Here is a 19,588-nt window from a genome sequence, read left to right as displayed (position 1 = left end):
GAAAAACGTACGTAAGGTTCATCAGCGTTGACTTTCAACATAAGTATCTGAAATTAAGTTTTTTAATTCCAAAGGTCTGCTCGTAGATGTCCGCAGACGCTGCTTGTCTTCAAATTGTTTGTCCCGTGCGATTGTCTGAAATACAGTCAAAAGAATCGGTAGAGATTATTTTTTTAGAGGGCTTCCAAATGGATATTACAGGCACATCCTCTCCCGAGGAGCTTCCGGGAACTCCCGACGCAGATACGATTTCCGGGCTTGCAGGTGATGACACGCTGATCGGCGTTGGGGGCAATGACTCGCTTGCAGGCGGGACCGGCTTTGACACCTATGTCTTTGGGCCGGGTTTCGGCAGCGACGTCATCAACGAAAACTCCACAGGTCCCGACGGCGGGCGCATCCTGTTCGACAACTCAATCAGGTCCAGTGGTGTGACCATCGTTCGGGATCTGAACAATGCACAGGATGTGCTGGTCCAGGTCGGTACGGACGTGATCCGGATCGATGATTTTTACGACAGCGCCGGTAATGTCCGAGGCGTCATCAGCCAGATCGACTTTGCGTCTGGTGATACGTCCATCGACCTGACGACGCTGGAGATCCCGATCCTGGGCACGGAAGGCGACGACACGCTGACCGGTTTCGGACTGGATGACACGCTGATCGGCGTTGGGGGCAATGACTCGCTTGCAGGCGGGACCGGCTTTGACACCTATGTCTTTGGGCCGGGTTTCGGCAGCGACGTCATCAACGAAAACTCCACAGGTCCCGACGGCGGGCGCATCCTGTTCGACAACTCAATCAGGTCCAGTGGTGTGACCATCGTTCGGGATCTGAACAATGCACAGGATGTGCTGGTCCAGGTCGGTACGGACGTGATCCGGATCGATGATTTTTACGACAGCGCCGGTAATGTCCGAGGCGTCATCAGCCAGATCGACTTTGCGTCTGGTGATACGTCCATCGACCTGACGACGCTGGAGATCCCGATCCTGGGCACGGAAGGCGACGACACGCTGACCGGTTTCGGACTGGATGACACGCTGATCGGCGTTGGGGGCAATGACTCGCTTGCAGGCGGGACCGGCTTTGACACCTATGTCTTTGGGCCGGGTTTCGGCAGCGACGTCATCAACGAAAACTCCACAGGTCCCGACGGCGGGCGCATCCTGTTCGACAACTCAATCAGGTCCAGTGGTGTGACCATCGTTCGGGATCTGAACAATGCACAGGATGTGCTGGTCCAGGTCGGTACGGACGTGATCCGGATCGATGATTTTTACGACAGCGCCGGTAATGTCCGAGGCGTCATCAGCCAGATCGACTTTGCGTCTGGTGATACGTCCATCGACCTGACGACGCTGGAGATCCCGATCCTGGGCACGGAAGGCGACGACACGCTGACCGGTTTCGGACTGGATGACACGCTGATCGGCGTTGGGGGCAATGACTCGCTTGCAGGCGGGACCGGCTTTGACACCTATGTCTTTGGGCCGGGTTTCGGCAGCGACGTCATCAACGAAAACTCCACAGGTCCCGACGGCGGGCGCATCCTGTTCGACAACTCAATCAGGTCCAGTGGTGTGACCATCGTTCGGGATCTGAACAATGCACAGGATGTGCTGGTCCAGGTCGGTACGGACGTGATCCGGATCGATGATTTTTACGACAGCGCCGGTAATGTCCGAGGCGTCATCAGCCAGATCGACTTTGCGTCTGGTGATACGTCCATCGACCTGACGACGCTGGAGATCCCGATCCTGGGCACGGAAGGCGACGACACGCTGACCGGTTTCGGACTGGATGACACGCTGATCGGCGTTGGGGGCAATGACTCGCTTGCAGGCGGGACCGGCTTTGACACCTATGTCTTTGGGCCGGGTTTCGGCAGCGACGTCATCAACGAAAACTCCACAGGTCCCGACGGCGGGCGCATCCTGTTCGACAACTCAATCAGGTCCAGTGGTGTGACCATCGTTCGGGATCTGAACAATGCACAGGATGTGCTGGTCCAGGTCGGTACGGACGTGATCCGGATCGATGATTTTTACGACAGCGCCGGTAATGTCCGAGGCGTCATCAGCCAGATCGACTTTGCGTCTGGTGATACGTCCATCGACTTGACGACTTTTGATGTCGAGAACCAAGGTTCCATCGATCTTTCATTGACGCTCCCGGAAAGCCTGACACCCGGTCAAAGCGGTGTCGCAAGTGTAACGATCGACGTTGGCGCAATCGCGGGGCAGGAAACGCCCGTTGCGGGCATCGTCTCGCCTTTGTTGCTGGCCGTCACCGCCGATGCCGGTGTCGTTGCGGATTCTCTCGGGCAAAGCTTTGGTCCGACTGCTTTCCTGCTAGCTAATAACTTGGCGACAGGCCAAATCAGCACGCTTGATGTTTCAATTCGTGGCAGTGCAGGGCCTAGTTCGACGCTTGGCGCTCGGGTTCAGATTGCCGACAGGAGTGCTGTGTCGGATATCGCGGAACGGGCGATCGCCCTGCTTCCTGCCTTTGTTGAAACAAGCGTTCTAGACCGGATGGAGACGAATTTCGCGACGCAGTTTGGGTCAAGCGTAGGCAGTCTGGTTTCGACTCTAGCAAACTTTTCCGAAGGTTTGGTGTCGCTGGGACTGAACGGATCGAGCGCCACGGCGGCTCTGGCTCACGCAATTGATGCCGCGGGTGACTACGGGTCGCTGGCAGAACGCGGAGCGGTCGGGTCACTAGGTCAGGGCTGGGCAAGTGTTGCGGACATAGGACTGGCCATTGACGGCGGTACTGTCCAATTGAAGGGGCTGACCGACCTAGCGGCGCTGCAAGCATTGTCGCTGGGCTCTGCGGCACTTTACACGTTGTCGAGCTCAGCCGACCGGTCGGTATCACTGTCAGGCGCTGTACTAGGAGCAACCTCTCCTGCGCGCGCGACGTTCGAGCGACAGGTTGACGGGCGCTACGCGGCCACCACAGGCTTTGATGGTGCGCTGTCACAGACGGCGAATGGCTATACATTGACGTTGGAGAATGGCAGCGCGCTGCAATTCGATATCGCTGGCGTCTTTCTGAGTATGGATCTGAGCGACGGACAGCGGATCGTGGCAAGCCACGACAGCGCCATGCAGATTACTGATCTAACTGGGCCGAATGGTGCCGGGCTTAGCTTTGACCGCGCGGCGGATGGCACGCTGATCGGCATTGAGGACGCGGACGGTCAATCCATCGCCTTTGCGTATGATGCCAACAGCCAGCTTCAGGTGGTAACGCGACCGGAGGGACAGACCACCTTCGCCTACGATACGATGGGCGATATGGTCACAAATATGGCCCCGGGCGGCATCCTGTCGGAGTTCAGCTATGACGCATCGGGTCGGCTGTCCTCGGCCAGCTATGGCAGCGGTTTGCAGACCGAAGCTTTTGCCTACAATGCAGCCGGCGGTTTGACGATCACAAATGGCGCCGGGACCGCAACCCAGATCGACTTGCTACCGGGCGGGTTGTTGGGTCGGGTAACGGATGGCGCCGGTGGGGCGTCGCAGCTTTTGTTCGACGACACCGGCGGTGTGACCGGCGTTCGAGCTGCAGACGGGTCTGAAACCCTCTTTGCCTTTGACGATCTGGGTCGGCTGGTGGGACTGACGGATGCCAACGGCGCGACCCTGGCCTTTGCTTATGATGCCATTGGCGACGCACCTAGCAGCTTCACAGATGCAGGCGGCAACACCCGCAGCTTTGCCTACGACACGGGCGGGCGCATCACAACGGCGACCTGGCCGGATGGCACCGCGCTTGAATTCGACTATGACGCCCAAGGCAACCTGACCGGTTACACCAACCGGCGCGGCGATGATGTCAGCTACACCTACGATACGCGCGGGCGTCTGCTGTCGGAATCCGACAGCTCGGCGGGATCGACGTCCTATAGCTACAACGACGCGGGACTGCTTGTTTCGGCCACCGGGGCCGATGGCGCCACGACTCTGGACTACGACTCAGCAGGGCGGGTCACTCAGATCGACTATCCCGGCGGCACGTCGCTGATCTACACCTACAACGACGCCGGTCTGCGCGCCTCGCTTTCGGACGGCGCCGGGTACGAGGTGTTCTATGCCTACGACGCATTGGGCCGCTTGACCGGGCTGAGCAATGCCGACGGCCCCATCGTCTCCTATGACTACGACGCGGCGGGCAATCTGATGCGAGAGGAAAATGGCAATGGCACCGTCTCGACCTATTCTTACGACACCGCCGGGCGCCTGACGCGGATCGACAATCTGGATGCCGACAGCACGATCCATTCCTTCAACGCCTACACCTATGACGATGCAGGCCAGCGTGTCACGAACCAGAGTCAGGACGGGACTTGGAGCTATGACTATGACGCCATCGGCCAATTGACCTCGGCAGATTTTGTCTCGGTCAATCCGGCGATATCCGACACCCGCTTGGAGTACGAATACGACGCGGCGGGCAACCGCACGCAGGTGGTCGAGGATGGGGTGACGACGCTCTATTCCGCCAATGCGCTGAACCAGTACACCCAAGTCGGGGATGCGAGCTTTGCCTACGACGCCGATGGCAACATGATCTCGCGCACCGATACTGCGGGCACGACGGCCTATGTCTACGACGTAGAGAACCGTCTGGTGTCGGTGACCGGGCCGGACGGAACTGTGATGGAGTTCGGTTACGACATTTTCGGCAACCGGGTGTCAAAGACCGACGCCGGGGTCGAGACCGCCTATCTGGTCGATCCGCTGGGTCTGGGCAATGTGGTGGCCGAATACACCGGCGGGGCGGTCAGCGCGACGTATGCCCACGGTCTAGGGCTGGTATCGGCAGAGATCGGCGGCGCAACGGCATTCTACGATGCGGATGCGGTAGGGTCGGTGACAACGATGACCGGCGCTGGTGGAGGCGTGGTCAACAGCTACGCCTACACGCCTTTTGGGGATGAGCTGCTGGAGGTCGAGGGTTTAGCCAACGTGTTTGAGTTCAACGGCGCGCTGGGTGTGGCTGAAGACGCAGACGACCTGCTGTTCATGCGGGCGCGGAGCTATGACACCGAGCTAGGACGGTTTCTTAGTGAAGATCCGCTTTGGTTAACTGGAGATATGTCAAATTTGAATCGATTTGCTCAAAATATTCCAGTTTTACTGAATGATCCTTTTGGCCAAGATGCTGCGAATTACGGATTTGGCGAGCGTGCTGGTGATTTCGCTGCTGGCGTGGGAAAATACGCCGTGGGTTATGGAGCGGTAGCCGTTGGATCTGCAATCGTTGCAGGCACTCCACTAACATCATTGGTAAATACGAGTGCAAAGGGTGTTGGATTTGGGATAGCGGAACGTGGCGCATACTTAGCAAAGCAAGGTGTTTACGAGGCCGTGGGGGCGGTTTCAGGCGAACGTCTAGAGGCTCCGAGCTATTTAGAAGTGGGACGCGTGCCGGGCTGGGTCGAGAAAGCGAAAAATGTCGGCAAGATAATTCTGGATGAATTAGTAAATTCTGATACACCTCCTCGGGGGTCTGATCAATCGCCTTTGGAACCATCACCACTCGGCGGCGACTCAAACTCCCCAGAAGCCATCCCGCCCGTTCCCCGCACTTTTGGCGATCCGCATATCCAGACCTTCGACAGCCTTGGCTATGCCTTTCAGGCGGTGGGCGAATTCGTGATGTTCCGGGGCGCCGACGGCTCCTTCGAATTCCAGGTACGCCAGACCCCACTGCCCGGCAGCGACCTGGTGTCGGTCAATTCTGCCGTCGCCACCATGATCGACGGCGTCACCGTCGGTATCTACGCCGACCGCGAGATCCCGCTGGTCATCAACGGCAATCCGGTCACGCTCGACTTTGGTGAAACGCTGGTGCTGGGCGACGGCACAATCTACCGCGACTTCAACACCTACGTCATCACCAATGAATTCGGCGATGGCGTGGTGGTCGGCGTGCGCACCGGCCTCACCGATTTCCTGACCATCCAGAACTTCCTTGGCGCGGATCGCGGCGGGCGGGTCGAGGGGATCTTTGGCAATGCCGATGGCGATCCGGCCAACGACTTTATGCTACGTGACGGCACCGTGTTGACCCAACCCGTGGTGGCCGAAGAAATCTACGGAATCTTCGCCGACGCCTGGCGGATCGACCAGCAATCGTCGTTCTTTGACTACCAAGACGGCGAAAGCACCGCAACCTTCACCGACCTCAGCTTCCCAGCCAGTACATTGACGCTGGACGATCTCGACCCGGATGTCCGCGCCGCAGCCGAACAGGCCGCGCTGAATGCAGGTCTGGTGCCCGGCACCTTTGCCTTCGAGGCGACCGTGCTCGACGTGGCTCTGTCTGGCGACGTCACCTTTGCCGAGGCAACACAGGATATTCCGGCCTTCGTGCCCCCCACGGACCCACAGGTCGATCCGGTGACTGAGGCGGATGTTCTTGAAACACTCACCGGGGCTGACGAAGCGGACAGCCTTCGTGGCACCGACCGCGACGACCTGATCGACGGCGGCGCGGGTGACGACACAGTGTCGGGCGGTGCAGGCGACGACACACTGGTCGGCGGTGAAGGCAACGATTCCCTAAACGGCGGCGATGGAGAAGACCGGGTCGAAGGTGGCAACGGCAACGACATGATCGACGGTGCTGCGGGCGACGACGGGCTGATCGGCCAGGACGGCGACGACACCCTGCTCGGCGGTTCTGAAGACGACAACATCTCGGGCGGCGCCGGAAACGACAGCGTGGAGGGCGGCCCGGGACGCGACAATATCGGTGGCGGTCCCGGCAACGACACCCTGCTGGGGCAGAGCGGCTCCGACACGATCGGTGGTGGTGCAGGTGACGATTCCGTAGCTGGTGGCGGGGACGACGACGTAGTCGCCGGTGGGGATGGCAACGATTTCCTTCGCGGCGGCGAGGGTGACGACACGATTGGCGCCTCCTTCGGACAGGACACAATCCTCGGCGAAGGCGGCAACGACAGCCTCGGTGGTGGTACCGGGCAGGATTCCATCGACGGCGGCAGCGGATCGGATGCCATAGGCGGCGGCGAAGGCGACGATACCGTGGACGGTGGAGACGGCGACGATTTCCTTGCTGGTGGCGGGCGCGACGATCTGATCCTGGGTCGGGGAGGCGAAGATCGCCTGAATGGAGGTGCGGGCAATGACACTATGAACGGCGGCGCTGGCGCGGATTTGTTTATCTTTAATGAACTGACGGGCGGCGAAGTCGACCTTGTCTTGGATTTCGAGGATGGGCTGGACCAGATCAGGCTAACGGGCGTGACTGGCCAAGGCCTTCAGGGGCGTGTCAATGCATTAGACATCACAGATGCCTTGATCGATGTTGGGGCAGGTCCAATTGCCACGGGGGTCACAATGAGCTTCAACGGCCATATTATTCAGGTAACAGGCGTGGCTGCTGCTGACCTAACGGTGGATGATTTCATATTCATCGGCTAAATGGGTTGTTGGTGTGTTTGACGTCATCACCTGTGGGACAGATTTGATGATTTGAACAACGGAGTGTTTCTGGTTCATCGTAGCCTTTAAGGAGCGAAGATGAACAAGAAGCCCGGAACATCGAAAGACGCATCTGACAAGCTGGTCAAAAACATCCACGGCAAGACCCGCCAGACCCACTCGGCAGAGGAGCAGATCCGCATTGTTTTGGCCGGATTTCGCGGGGAGGAAAGCATCTCGGCGGTATGTCGCCGCTAGGGTATCTATGACAGCCTGTATTAGACTTGGTCGAAGGAATTGCTTGAGGCTGGAAAGCGTCGTCTTTCCGGCGACACAGCGCGTAAGGCGACATCGCCTGAGGTGAAGGATCTGCGATCTGAGGCTATGGCCCTGAAAGAATGCGTGGCTGACCTCGCCTTGGAAAACCGCCTTCTCAAAAAAAGCATGATAGGGGCTGGGGGGTTCGAGGAATGAGGTATCCAGCAACCGAGAAGCTTGAGATCATTCGCACGATTGAGGGATCACACCTGCCCACAAAGATGACCCTTGATAGTTCAGCCTGAACAACTCGCAATCCTCTGAATTTGTTTGGTGATCCCGCCAAAACTATAGCGGGAAATTGCAGGATTTCGCATGCTGGATCCTGAAACCTTGCAAATTCTGGAGCCGTGATGAAGCCTCATCCCCGCGCTGAAGAGCAGGATGACCTCCTGCGCCCCCGCCTGACCGACATGATCGATCTGCGCCACGCATTGGCGAAGCTGGAAAAGCTGATCGACTGGGAGTTCTTCGAGACGGAATGGGCTGGTTTCTTTCCCTCCACGACTGGGCGGCCAGCCACATCGCCGCGCCCGGTCGCGGGGCTGCTGTATCTCCAGCACGCCTATCGCCTCTCCGACGAAGGCGTTGTCGCCCCCTGGGTCGAAAACCCCATTATCAGCATTTTACCGGCGAGGTTTTCTTCCAGCACCGCCCGCCGATCGATCCGTCCTCGCTGACACGGTGGCGCAAGCGGATCGGAGAGGAAGGGGCCGAGTGGCTGCTCACCAAGACCATCGAGGCCGGGCGGGCGTCGGGGACAGTCGAGGACCGCAGTCTGTCGCGTATATCCGTGGACACGACGGTGATGGAAAAGAACATCGCCCACCCAACCGATGCACGCCTGTACGAGAAGGCTCGTCTTCAGCTTGTCGCCTTGGCAGACGAAGGCGGGATCACGCTGCGCCAGAACTACAACCGCCTGGCACCGCGTCTTGCGCTACAGGTCGAGCGCTATGCCCATGCGCCAACGCTCCGCGATCATTTGCAGTCAGTTTGGCCAATTACGCAAGCCACGGTCGGCTTGAAATGGAAGTTTGGGGGCATTTTCAGAAATTTTCGCCCTGTCCATTCACTAATTTCAGCCGAGGCTATGAAGATCAGTTCATTTTAACCCTATCACAATTTTTCTGGAAAAGATCACACTTTGATGATCTTAAGTGAGAGTTTTCAGTTGCTTACCATGCTCTGTGGTCACGTCTTCCGTGCCCGAACTCACATACTTTGGGGATCGAAAGACGCATCCTTTGCAGACGAACCGGATCGAACCAACTCGGTCTGGGCCGAACCAAAGAGGTTTTGCATGGGCAAGATGACACAACAGCAGTTGGCGGCGCGGTGGCAGATGTCGCCGCGTACTTTGGAGCAGTGGCGGTGGCTGGGCAAGGGCCCTCGGTTCCTGAAGATCGGGGCTCGGGTGTTGTATCGCGAAGAGGATGTGGAGGCTTGGGAGGCGGCGCAGGTCTGCCAGAACACCTCTGGTCCGCTGCCGGTGGAGGGGGCGTGATGGCAGGCGTTCCCTCACCGAACCGGATCAAGACGCATCAGATCTACACCATCTGGGAGGCAGCAGAGGCGCTGGGCCGTCATCGCCAGACTGTGATCCGCTGGATCAAGGACAAGGGGCTGATCGCGGATCAGTCCCGCGTGCCTTGGCTGATCCGGGGGGCGGATCTGAAGGACTTCCTCGGCCATCGCCGGGCGAAGGTCAGAACGCGTCTGGCGCTGCATCATCTCTATTGCCTCGGCTGCAAGGAACCGCAGGAACCGGATGGCAAATTTGCTGAATACTCCCAGCAGACGGCGACCACCGGTATGCTGAAGGCGCTCTGCCCGGCCTGCGGCTGCATCCTTAACAAGGTGGTAAAGCGGGCCGATCTGGAGGTCATTCGCGCCAAGATTGAGGTCGCAGTGCAACAGGCCAATCCAAGATTAGTGTCTCTGCTTGATCCCCGTTCAAATGATACCTCGACACCGGAGGCCTCGACCCATGACAAAACGCAACTCGGATAACCTGCGCATTAAGCGCAAATACCTGATCTGGCGCAAGGACGCCAAGGGGCTGTCGGATGCCTCGGTCGACAAATCCGCCGCCGCGATCTCGACCTATGAGTCCTTTCTCGACGGCAAGGATTTCCGCAGCTTCCATTCGGAGCGCGCCCGCAGTTTTAAGCGCCGTCTCTCTTCTCAGCAAAATCAACGCACCGGCGCAAAACTGTCCTCGACGTCGGTCAACGGAGTCCTGCGCGAAGTCCAGACCTTCTACAGTTGGCTCGCCGATCAGCCCGGCTACAAGTCCCGGATCTCGCGGTCCGACATCGAATTCCTTGGTCCGGATCGCAAATCTGACAACGCGCGACGCACGTCCTGCTGGAAACCACACGCGTCGCCTGCGCAGGTTGTTCGGCTGCTCAGCGGGATGCCGGATGAGACGGTGTTGCAACGTCGGGACCGGGCGTTGGTTGCCTTTCTCTTTCTCACCGGGTCCCGCGAGGGGGCGGCGATCACGTTGCGGCTGGGTCATGTCGATCTGGCCAATGCCTGCGTGCATTTCGATGGGCGCTCTGTTGACACGAAGTTCGGCAAGAGCTTCACCACGGCCTTCTTTCCCATGCTCGCACCCTGCGAGCAGTTCGTTCGGGACTGGATCTTGGAACTTAGGACGCAGCACCACTTCTCGGACAGCGATCCGCTGCTTCCCAAAACGCGGGTCGGTGTCGGCACATCACGGCAGTTTTCTGCCCTCGGGATCGACCGGGCGCCCTGGGCCTCGCCCTCGTCGGCGGCCCGGGTGTTCAAGCAGGCCTTTGTCGATGCCGGTCTGCCACCGTTTTCGCCGCATCGCGTCCGGGACACTCTTGCGGAATTGGCCAAGGACCATTGCCGCACGCCAGAGGACTACAAGGCCTGGTCGCAGAACATGGGACACGATGACGTTCTCACAACATTCCGATCCTACGGATCTGTTGCCCCCGGGCGTCAGGTCGATCTGCTGGCGCGTTTCCGCAAGCGGGGGCCGCTGCCGGAGGAGGATGATTTTGACGTCTTCGAATGATTGTCCTTTGCAGAAAGCATCCGGATCTTCGCCAGTTCCGGGTTCAGGCGATAACCGCTCCATGGGATGTTCTCGATCAGCGCTTCGCCTTCAGCGGCCTCGAACCCCGCTGCGGAAAATTTAAGTCCCAGTTGCTTGCGGGACCGGCTCACAGCTTGACGCAGGGCTGCATCGTCCGACAGGCCCGCGCACTTCGCCAGTTTCCATGCGTCCGTCATCGGGTAGTCCAGAAGATCAAGACCTTTCCCAGCACCGGCAAGAAATTCGTTGGCAAGACAGTCCAGCAGGCGATAGGCGGTACCCTTGATCGTAATCGCGTCGTTTATTACAACGAGTTTGCGCTTGCGATCGAACACCAGAGAGGCAGGTTCTCCACGTTCAATGGTGTCAACATTCGACACAATTATTTGCTCTGCTGGCATAACCTGTGCCCGCTGCAAATCGCCGAACATACGAGCCAAGCTGTCCAGGGAAAACTGATCCGGGCGTTGGGCCGCAAGCTCCTTGCGCATTACCGTTGAAACGGATCGCCCGTGCCGTCGCAGGAGTGACGCCATCCGTGTGAGCGCGGTGTCCGGTGGTTCTCCAAGATGATCCACGGCGTTCAGGATCGCTGGATATTGCGCGACAAGATCTGTGCCTGACATCATCTCATAGCCTTGCGCACTGCGGACGTAGGACAACGCCACCTCCTTGTCCTGAACACGCTCCCGACGTCCGGTCATCAGGTCAATGCGGTAAGCCTCCTCGGGATCGAAGGCTGTGAGGTCCGCAGCCATGATGGCGAACCTGCGATCAATGCATTGCGAGCAGCGACCGCAATGGGGGTGTTGCTTGGTCTGATTGTGGACATCCGCACAGCTGCGGGTAAACGCAATCTGGTCCGCCATTCCGAGCCGCGCAATCGTCTCGACAACATCTGTCTTGGTGCGCCAGAAGAACGGGTTGTCGACGCGCAACGAGGCGTCGAAAATCCGGCTGAAGAGGCTCTGAAACCGTTGCAGCGTTTGTGGATGTGTCGTCCGCGTTGCCCGCGTGCCCAGCACATTGCCCACCGGCGGTAAGTTGAGACTGACAACACCGTTCTCATAAAATGACACGCGTTCCCTGCCAAATGCCACGGCTGTCGCCATGCCTAGGGCTGCGAACAAGAAAGACCGGGAGCGGTGGGTGCCTTCGGCGTTGGTTCCGCCGCCCAGTTGAACGCGCATCGGAATGTGTTTCAGCATCTCGGTTCCGAGTTCTTGGGCCATATGCTTCTGCAGCGCGTTCTGGATCGGCGCGATCTTGGTGGACGAGAAGTGGCTGATCAGGGCAACCCGGTGCCTGCGGTCGATGATTTCCTCCAGCGCGCCAGCGAAGGAATCCAGCCCTCCCGAAAACATCAGCACCGAATCTGGTTTCCAAGAAGAGTTCGGGCCAAAATCGAAATACCCTGTCGGACCAGAACTGCCGCCCTGGATCTGAACAAACCGGAACGTAAACCGGTCGCCAGAAAGAAACATCAACGTCTCCTCCAACTCTCGCTTCAAATCAGGATCGGACCAGCGGTCGAGCGCGCGCACCGGGACTTCGACCAAGAAACTTCGGTGCCATTTGGCGCCCATCTGCTGATCGGCGAGCCCGCCCCGGCTAACACTGGAATCGATGCCATAAACAAAGGCCGCCAGTTCGATCAAGTCGATTGCCATATCCGGCAGATGCGTCACCAGCTGACGGCTCATCTGGCTAATGCGCAGCGAGATGGATTTGACCTTCCCGTCAATCTCGAACCGCAGCTTTTCGTCGCCCTCGCGATCTGCGAGCGGCGCGAAGCAGGTCACGACAAGCTCAGGCAGAGGTGCGGCGCCGCCCAAGCTCGGACCTCATTTTCTTGAACGCATAGCGCGTAAAGTCGTTGATCTTGTCCTGACTGAGGGTTTGCTCCTTCCAGACCGTCTTGCCGTACCAGCCGCCTGCGTACGTCTCAACGGTCCGGGAGGCCTCGAATGTGTGTTGCGACAGGGCGCGGCTGAATTCCGTGCGGCGCGCATCGTCGGCAAACCGTTTGCCCGCGCCGGTATGGTTCGCCAGCTCCCGGCTCAGATAATAGTCGAGTGAACGATAGCTCAGCCGGGCAAAGAAATGCCGTGCCAGAATGGCAAAGTTCTGACCGCTGGCAAACGAGGCCAGAACCTTGCGGATTTCCTGCGGTGTCGGATCAAACAACGTCGGCAGGCGGTCGCGCATCTGTGCGGACAGGCTCTCGATCAAGGCCGCTTTGGCCATCTCTCCGGCGTCCGAGGACCGGCCCTGTTCAAATGCATGTTGACCGATGGCGTCGTTCACACCGGCCAGCAGCCCGGTAAGCGAGTCCAGCGAACTCGCCGCGATCCCAAGGTCCGCCATCGCAGCTTCGTATCCCGGCGCGCGTGCCAGCAACGGCAAATGGACAAGCAATTGCGTCACGAACTGAAAGTTGGGATCGTCAGACGCCCGGCGCAGATCTGTCTCAGATGCTCTCGCAGCAGCTTGAGCCACATCCTCCAGCGGCGCCGACGAGTCCAGTAACCGAACCACATCGCGCCATTTCCTGGACTGTGGCAAGGTTCCGAGCCTAATGTGGCCCATGCATCGCTCCCGAATTTCCGATCAGGTGTGGCGCGCCATCAGCTTTGGCCAAGAATGACATCAGCTTTGGCCAAACAATTCTGAACTGAGGCGTCAGGAAAATGCCAACCGCCTCCATTTCCTGACGCCTCAGCGACTTCTGTTGCCACGATCGACCAGCACAAACGTCTGGCGCTCGATCCGATCAACGCTCTCCGCCATCTTTGTGGTCGATGCTGCGATCTTCTCCAAGGCGTCGGCCGCGCGGATCTCGGCTTCGGTTTCCGGTCGGATAGCCTGCTGCACGATACTCGCGGCCGAGGGTGTGGAATTCGCCTTTCCCCTCACAAGCAGAGCCGTAATGACTGCGGCCAATGCTGAGCCGAACGCCACAACCAGCTCCGGGGATAACGTATCCTTTAGAAACTCAATCATCAGTGCGCTTTGCCGTCTTGCTGGAGATATTGATCAGGCAATAGGCAGACCAGAGGGTCAGTATCCCGTAGAGGCCCGACGCCAGGCTCAGACCACTTGAAGCCGCAAATCCCGCTGTGAGAGCCGCAAAGGACCAGACCCCGAACAGCGCTCCTGTCGCCCGGATTGCCGGGGAGCGACGCCAGCGACCGTTGATCACCACCGCGCCGAGCTGCGCAAGGCCGAAGACGGCGAACACAACCGCCCAGATCGCTTCGGGCAGGAAGGTGAAACCACGATAAGATTCTCCCGCCATCATGCCGCCCGGCAGTGCCAGCGTGGCCCCCCTGGCAAACGTCACGCTGCCCAGGACGATCTCGGTAAGGCGCGTATCGAGATGCCAGATCCAGAGAAGAAGTGGCTTCACGGCCAGATCACGCCGGTCGGGTCGGTCGGGTCGGTAAATGTTTCACCGTCATAGCGGCCATCCGCGCCATAGTTGGTCGCGACCTTAAACTCGCGCACCGGTGCTGCGTATTCGATCGTGCTCAGGTGGTTAGAACTCATGGAAATCATCTCCGATGGGCGTGGTTGCTCAGTGAGGCAGGGCTGCCGCCCTGTCCGCTGGTCTGGGCTCTCAGATTGAGAACGTATCTTTGAGCCAATCGACAATCGCGGTGTGCTGGGTGTTCGTGAGGATGCCGTTGCCGACGATTCCAACGTGAAACCGACCGTCTACATTGGCAAACGGCGCTCCCGTTCCTGACGCTCCCACACCCCCGATACCAATCGGCCCGGTCAGCATTTCAGCGTCTGGGTGGGTGCCTGTTAAATACTGGTTGATCTGTTGAACGCCATCCCGATAGGTCCGAACGTAATCCGTCGCGCGCTCATATCGCATCGAATAAACGTGCGGGTTAGCCAGATCGGTCTCGGTATAGATCGGCAACGTGTGAGCGCTGTCGACGGTAAATTGGATCGCATTGCTGGACGTGGCACGGATGATGGAAGTGCCGTATCCGGAAGTAGCCAGCACCGAAAGATAGCTGGATGCAGCGGCTTGATCGCCCGGCGTCACGCAAGCGATCATCCAGAGGTCAACATGTTGAGCGCCATCATAGCCGTTGACTTGCGCCGCCTGATTGGAACGCGCCCCGTTTGGCACGTCCAACCCATCCCAAGCCAGCGCCGGTGCCGTACCGGTTGCCGTGGCCGTTGGCGCACCCGCCGCGACGGGAAATTCGTAGAAGATGTGCGGGAACAGCTCATCCTGAATGTCCGCTGCGTAGGCAGTGCGGCTATAAAATCTGTCCGCGTTGCCGAAGGTCGGACAGACAAAGCCCTTGACCCCGCCCGCGACCATTGCGTCAACCGCCGCGATCTTGAGCGCACTTTCCGTGTTTGCGCTCAGCGCCAGTCCTGGGCCTGCTGGCCCCGAAAGTTTCAAAATGCTCGACATCAGATTACCATCCTTTTTCTGCGAGTTTGAGATTGATGCGGTTGGCCAGCGCGACGTTGCCCGCGTCAGGCACCATGTGGGTGACGTTGGTGATGTCGCGCTTGGTCCACGTCCCGTCCTCTTTGACGATCAACTGACCTACCCCGTCCGAACCATCCGCGACTGAGCGGATGTGGTAATCCAGATCAGACCCGCCCGCAGGCAGGCCCGCGTCAGAGCGGTAGCCGACAAAATTAAGGTCAGCCGCCTTCCAGGGCATGTCATTGAGCGGGAAGAAGTAGGAGAACGGCACGATGCCATACGCCGCCGCTGTTTCGGCCTCAGTGTTTCCGGGGTGGATCAGGTCCGGTGTCGAACCTGCGGACGCGCACAATTCGGCGCGGGTGTCGAAGAGCGAGGCTACGTAATTGTCGCGGATGAAATTGCGCATCCGTGTTGTCTGGGCACCGCTAATCGCGGAAATCTGTTGCTCGTGATAGACAACCGCGATCCGTGATCCGGTCCACGACATCTGATATTGACCGAGCTTCGACATCAGCAGGCAGCGCTGCTGAACCGTTCCAGACATGGAAGCCAGCCGCGCGTTGACCTCATTGACCTGCTCGACGTCGTTGCCATTGTTTTCGCCGTGCCAGGATATCAGCACCCGGTTGGCATAGGGGTCGCCAAGGTCGCGAATTGTGCGCTCAACATGCGCCAGCACTTCGTAGGACGTTGCACCTGACATGGACTGAACTGTGACCGTGCGATCGGACAGTAGCTCGATCAGCTCCGCAGATGCATATCCGGGCATGCTGTCACCCACCCACCAGATATCGCGCGACAGCACCACAGGGCGCTTGGTTTCGGTCATGCCCTTGAGCGCAACAGCCGCCTGTGTGGTCGAGGTGTCGGCCCGCCGCACTTCGATCTGACTGGCCCGGTCGCACGACAGCCAGACCGCAGCGCCATCCGCAACCGTCGTCACCGGCGACCCCGGCAGTCTCGACCATGCACCGTCAACTCGCAGTAGACCGTCGCCCGCGACAAAATCGCCGTCGCTGGCCGTCACAAACCACAAGTCGCCATTCTGGGGCGATGTTGGCGGAGCTGCATCCGGCGTGGCTGTTTCGCCCATCAAGCAGATATCGCCGCGATCAGCGTCTGCAAGTGACCAGTGCCGCTGATCCGTTACGCCGCTGTTTTTCTGTCGACCTGCAAAGATCAGCCGCGCCCCGACCGTCAGTGCGATACCTTTGAACAACCCAGCTCCGGTGATGGTCGCGAACTGACCGGCAAACAGCGGATTCACGGTTGGCGCGGCCTGTTTGATCCAATCAGATCCGTCCGAGACTGCCAGATCACCCTGCGCGTAGGTGAGGGCATTGACGGTGTTGCCCGCGACAGCTGACTGTTCGAAATAGTCACCCGCTGCGTAGTCACCCGCCGCAGCCAGAGTGTCGGTGAAGGTGCCCTTGCTTGCCGTGGATGCGGTCGACCCGGGATCGTAGGCACCGACATTGTCGCGTCCTCTGATCGGCAACCCCCAGGAGCGGCGGAACGAGAGCTCAGTGCCGCTGCTGTTGATGCCAGACACATGAGGCGTCCGCACTGGCGGAAGTGGCACCCAGGCAAGGCCGGATGGGTCGGTCTTGACGTCGATATCAACCCGCCGGGCACGCACGCTGGTCACGTCAGCGTCTACCGTCTCGCCAGCGCGATAAACCTGATCCTCGCCGCTCAGGGCGTGCCCATCCCAGCGCGCTTTGCCCAGATCTCTGTCCCAAAGCATCTGGCTCACGACACGATCATCGGCCCCACGCAGTTGCAGAGCAACGCCGCGCGGAAGTTGCGCCGCGCCGCCGACATCACGCGTCAGTCCGGTCACATCGCCGCTCAGGGCGTGGCCGTCCCAGCGGTACTGCTCGGATGCACGATCCCAGAGCATCTGACTCACGACGCGATCATCGACCCCGCGCACTTGCAGAGCAACGCCGCGCGGAAGTTGCGCCGCGCCGCCGACATCACGCGTCAGTCCGGTCACATCGCCGCTCAGGGCGTGGCCGTCCCAGCGATACTGCTCGGATGCACGATCCCAGTTCAGATCCTGCAACGTGCGATCATCCACGCCACGAATGCGCAAACCGACACCGCGCGGCAACGGCTCTACGCCGCCGATCTGCGCGCGAATGGCCGCATCGGCATCGGTTCGGGCGTCGGTTTCGACGACCAGCGCCGCTGGCGCAGCGTCAGCCAATGCCCCTTGTGCCGCCGTTGCGTAAGCGCTGGCATCGGTGGCTGCCGCCGTGCCCAGCGTGGGTTTGTCGGACAGGTCGTCGTAGCTGCCAGACGCAGCAACCGGCGTCAGATCGCCGGGTTGCACCGCACTGGCGGCAAGGACGCCCTGCGCGGCAGTCGCATAGGCGCTGGATGCAGTTGCCGCAGCTGTTCCCAGCGTCGGTTTGCCGGTCAGATCGTCATAATCTCCCGAAGTCGCAACATCCGCAAGGTCGTCAGGCTGGGTGGCTGTATCGGCTTTGGCCCCTTGCACTGCCGTGGCATAATCGCTGGCATCGGTGGCTGCGGCTGTTCCGAGGTCGCCGGGCTGGACTGCGCTGTCCGCCGTTGCCCCTTGGGCTGCCGTGGCAAAATACCCAACGTCCTCGGCTGACGCTGTGCCAAGGGCACTCGCGTCAGCTTTCAGGATCAGGCCGGTCACATCTTCGACAGACACCAATTCGACGGCCAACTCGTGGGCATCGCCGTACACCCGAAAAAACGGCACGGCATAGCGCGTGGTCGCCGGCACAGAATAATCCGCAGAAACGCTGGCATGGCCGAACGTGAACACCGTTTCGATCCGGCCCGCTGCCTCGGTAACATCATCGCCGTCAAGGGTCTCAACCACGAGGTTAGACACACTGGCCTTGGTCTTGGACAAGTTCTGCATCCGCACTTCAACCGCGTGGCCAGACGGATCAATTGGATCAGTGACGCGCTGGCAGACCATGCGCGCCTGATAGGCGCGACCCGGCTCAACCGCCCAGACCTGACGCGGCGCGATGTCGATGCTACCTGAATATTCATTGCCGGAAATGACCAGAACCGAGCCGCCTGCGTCGGTGATTTCTACCGTGCCTTCTGAGATCGCGGCTTTGTCACCCGGCTCACCAGTCAGGGCGCTTGTCCATGCCTCCCTGATTTCCGCGCGGCTGATGTTCAAGAGTTGCGCGCGGGCGGCACGGGCCTCCAATGTGGCGGCCTGCACGGCGGTATCGGCCTTATCGCCTTGTGCCGCTGTGGCGTAGTCGGTCGCAGCAGTGGCGGCAGCCGTTCCGATGTCGCCGGGCTGGACTGCGCTGTCCGCCGTTGCCCCTTGGGCTGCCGTGGCATAAGCGCTCACGGCTGTGGTGGCAGCGGTGCCAAGATCCCCCGGCTGGGTGGCAGTGTCAGCCTTGGCTCCCTGCGCGGCAGTGGCGTAGGCCGTTGCAGCCGTAGCCGCCGCTGTCCCGAGCGTCGGCTTGCCGGTAAGGTCCGCATAATCGCCAGATGTTGCGACCTCTGCAAGATCGCCGGGCTGCACTGCGGTATCCGCCGTCGTGCCTTGTGCCACCGTGGCATAGGCTGTCGCATCGGTGGCCGCTGCTGTGCCGAGCGACGGTGTTCCGGTCAGATCACCGTATTCCCCCGATGTCGCGACTAAGGCCAGAGATGCTGAAAGGTCCACTACCAGCTGACGCAGAACCGCCTGATTCGACAGCTCAACAAACAGAATGTCATCCGCACCAAGGGTCGCAACCACGCTTTGTGTAAAATACGTCTTGCCGCCGTTCTGAACCCCGTCCGAAACATAGACGATGGTCCCCGCAACCTCGCCCGCGCTATCCATATCGCTCGCGCGCGTCCAGGCCCCACTAGTGTTAACCACATAGATGCCATTGTCGGCAGGGTCGGTCTGCTGCGGCGCGAGAATCCGGTCGCCGTCCTCCAGATCCGTGACCCCGTCGCAGTTGAGATCCCCAGAAAGGACCGAGTTCTGGTTGAACGCCGCCCGGACCGGACCGCCTGCCGCCGGTGCAGCATCAGTCGCAACCAGGTCCTGCAGCGCATGAAGCATATCTGCGACCGCGCCAGTCCCGGCAATCTGTTGCGCCAGATTTGCCGCGCTGACACGAACTGTGCTGCCGTCCCGGTTGCCTATGACATCATCCAGAAAGGTACTTGCGGCCACGTACGTCGAACGGACGGGAGTTTGTGTCATGCTGCCCTCAAGCGATTGGCGATGCCCCTGGCAAAGCTTCCTCGTAAGGA

At 59.9% G+C, this 19,588-nt stretch carries 11 protein-coding genes and 2 pseudogenes; 6 read left to right on the top strand and 7 right to left on the bottom strand.

The window, feature by feature from the left end; translation table 11 throughout:
• The first annotated feature begins 188 nt into the window (after nucleotides 1-188).
• From IMCC21224_RS27230 to IMCC21224_RS16975, 6 genes and pseudogenes are all read left to right on the top strand, one after another.
• On the top strand, nucleotides 189-7,463 hold the full coding sequence (locus tag IMCC21224_RS27230) for a VWD domain-containing protein (protein ID WP_047996347.1): 7,275 nt from the start codon (nucleotides 189-191) through the stop codon (nucleotides 7,461-7,463).
• A gap of 99 nt (nucleotides 7,464-7,562) precedes the next feature.
• Nucleotides 7,563-8,014, top strand: a pseudogene (locus IMCC21224_RS28565) (transposase); the annotation flags it as partial.
• Nucleotides 8,015-8,134: 120 nt separating this feature from the next.
• A pseudogene (locus IMCC21224_RS16990) lies at nucleotides 8,135-8,760 on the top strand (transposase); the annotation flags it as partial.
• 324 nt (nucleotides 8,761-9,084) lie between these two features.
• The gene (locus IMCC21224_RS16985) at nucleotides 9,085-9,288 is read left to right on the top strand and encodes an AlpA family transcriptional regulator (protein WP_047997233.1); all 204 of its coding nucleotides are present in this window, start codon (nucleotides 9,085-9,087) and stop codon (nucleotides 9,286-9,288) included.
• The gene (locus IMCC21224_RS16980; protein WP_047996346.1) at nucleotides 9,288-9,794 is read left to right on the top strand and encodes a helix-turn-helix domain-containing protein; all 507 of its coding nucleotides are present in this window, start codon (nucleotides 9,288-9,290) and stop codon (nucleotides 9,792-9,794) included. Before IMCC21224_RS16985 ends, IMCC21224_RS16980 begins: the two co-directional genes overlap by 1 nt.
• A complete protein-coding gene (locus IMCC21224_RS16975) occupies nucleotides 9,772-10,836 on the top strand; it encodes a site-specific integrase (protein ID WP_047996345.1) in 1,065 nt (354 codons plus the stop codon). Before IMCC21224_RS16980 ends, IMCC21224_RS16975 begins: the two co-directional genes overlap by 23 nt.
• On the opposite strand, the gene IMCC21224_RS16970 is transcribed toward IMCC21224_RS16975, so the two are convergent.
• The 7 genes from IMCC21224_RS16970 to IMCC21224_RS16945 form a co-directional block, all read right to left on the bottom strand.
• Entirely contained in the window at nucleotides 10,761-12,692 is a 1,932-nt protein-coding gene (locus tag IMCC21224_RS16970) for a 7-cyano-7-deazaguanine synthase (protein WP_082135254.1), read from the bottom strand. The two genes, IMCC21224_RS16975 and IMCC21224_RS16970, sit on opposite strands and share 76 nt — an antisense overlap.
• Nucleotides 12,667-13,446, bottom strand: coding sequence for a hypothetical protein (locus tag IMCC21224_RS16965; RefSeq protein WP_047996344.1), 780 nt, complete (start codon nucleotides 13,444-13,446; stop codon nucleotides 12,667-12,669). The genes IMCC21224_RS16970 and IMCC21224_RS16965 overlap by 26 nt, the downstream gene beginning before the upstream one ends.
• A 129-nt stretch (nucleotides 13,447-13,575) precedes the next feature.
• Nucleotides 13,576-13,860, bottom strand: coding sequence for a hypothetical protein (locus IMCC21224_RS16960; protein WP_047996343.1), 285 nt, complete (start codon nucleotides 13,858-13,860; stop codon nucleotides 13,576-13,578).
• The gene (locus IMCC21224_RS16955) at nucleotides 13,853-14,266 is read right to left on the bottom strand and encodes a hypothetical protein (RefSeq protein ID WP_047996342.1); all 414 of its coding nucleotides are present in this window, start codon (nucleotides 14,264-14,266) and stop codon (nucleotides 13,853-13,855) included. Before IMCC21224_RS16955 ends, IMCC21224_RS16960 begins: the two co-directional genes overlap by 8 nt.
• The gene (locus IMCC21224_RS27905; protein WP_156178318.1) at nucleotides 14,263-14,406 is read right to left on the bottom strand and encodes a hypothetical protein; all 144 of its coding nucleotides are present in this window, start codon (nucleotides 14,404-14,406) and stop codon (nucleotides 14,263-14,265) included. The genes IMCC21224_RS16955 and IMCC21224_RS27905 overlap by 4 nt, the downstream gene beginning before the upstream one ends.
• 70 nt (nucleotides 14,407-14,476) lie before the next feature.
• The gene (locus IMCC21224_RS16950) at nucleotides 14,477-15,298 is read right to left on the bottom strand and encodes a hypothetical protein (RefSeq protein ID WP_047996341.1); all 822 of its coding nucleotides are present in this window, start codon (nucleotides 15,296-15,298) and stop codon (nucleotides 14,477-14,479) included.
• Nucleotides 15,299-15,302: 4 nt separating this feature from the next.
• Nucleotides 15,303-19,538, bottom strand: coding sequence for a hypothetical protein (locus tag IMCC21224_RS16945; RefSeq protein WP_156178317.1), 4,236 nt, complete (start codon nucleotides 19,536-19,538; stop codon nucleotides 15,303-15,305).
• Between the last annotated feature and the right edge of the window lie 50 nt (nucleotides 19,539-19,588).

This window comes from Puniceibacterium sp. IMCC21224 (genome assembly GCF_001038505.1).
Taxonomy (GTDB): domain Bacteria; phylum Pseudomonadota; class Alphaproteobacteria; order Rhodobacterales; family Rhodobacteraceae; genus Puniceibacterium.
This window is presented reverse-complemented; position numbering and strand designations above follow the sequence as displayed.

Excerpts from the sequence above, each read along its gene's own strand:
- IMCC21224_RS27230 (WP_047996347.1), top strand. The coding sequence starts at position 189 with ATGGATATTACAGGCACATCCTCTCCCGAGGAGCTTCCGGGAACTCCC.
- IMCC21224_RS16985 (WP_047997233.1), top strand. The coding sequence starts at position 9,085 with ATGGGCAAGATGACACAACAGCAGTTGGCGGCGCGGTGGCAGATGTCG.
- IMCC21224_RS16980 (WP_047996346.1), top strand. The coding sequence starts at position 9,288 with ATGGCAGGCGTTCCCTCACCGAACCGGATCAAGACGCATCAGATCTAC.
- IMCC21224_RS16975 (WP_047996345.1), top strand. The coding sequence starts at position 9,772 with ATGACAAAACGCAACTCGGATAACCTGCGCATTAAGCGCAAATACCTG.
- IMCC21224_RS16965 (WP_047996344.1), bottom strand. The coding sequence starts at position 13,446 with ATGGGCCACATTAGGCTCGGAACCTTGCCACAGTCCAGGAAATGGCGC.
- IMCC21224_RS16960 (WP_047996343.1), bottom strand. The coding sequence starts at position 13,860 with ATGATTGAGTTTCTAAAGGATACGTTATCCCCGGAGCTGGTTGTGGCG.
- IMCC21224_RS27905 (WP_156178318.1), bottom strand. The coding sequence starts at position 14,406 with ATGAGTTCTAACCACCTGAGCACGATCGAATACGCAGCACCGGTGCGC.
- IMCC21224_RS16950 (WP_047996341.1), bottom strand. The coding sequence starts at position 15,298 with ATGTCGAGCATTTTGAAACTTTCGGGGCCAGCAGGCCCAGGACTGGCG.
- IMCC21224_RS16945 (WP_156178317.1), bottom strand. The coding sequence starts at position 19,538 with ATGACACAAACTCCCGTCCGTTCGACGTACGTGGCCGCAAGTACCTTT.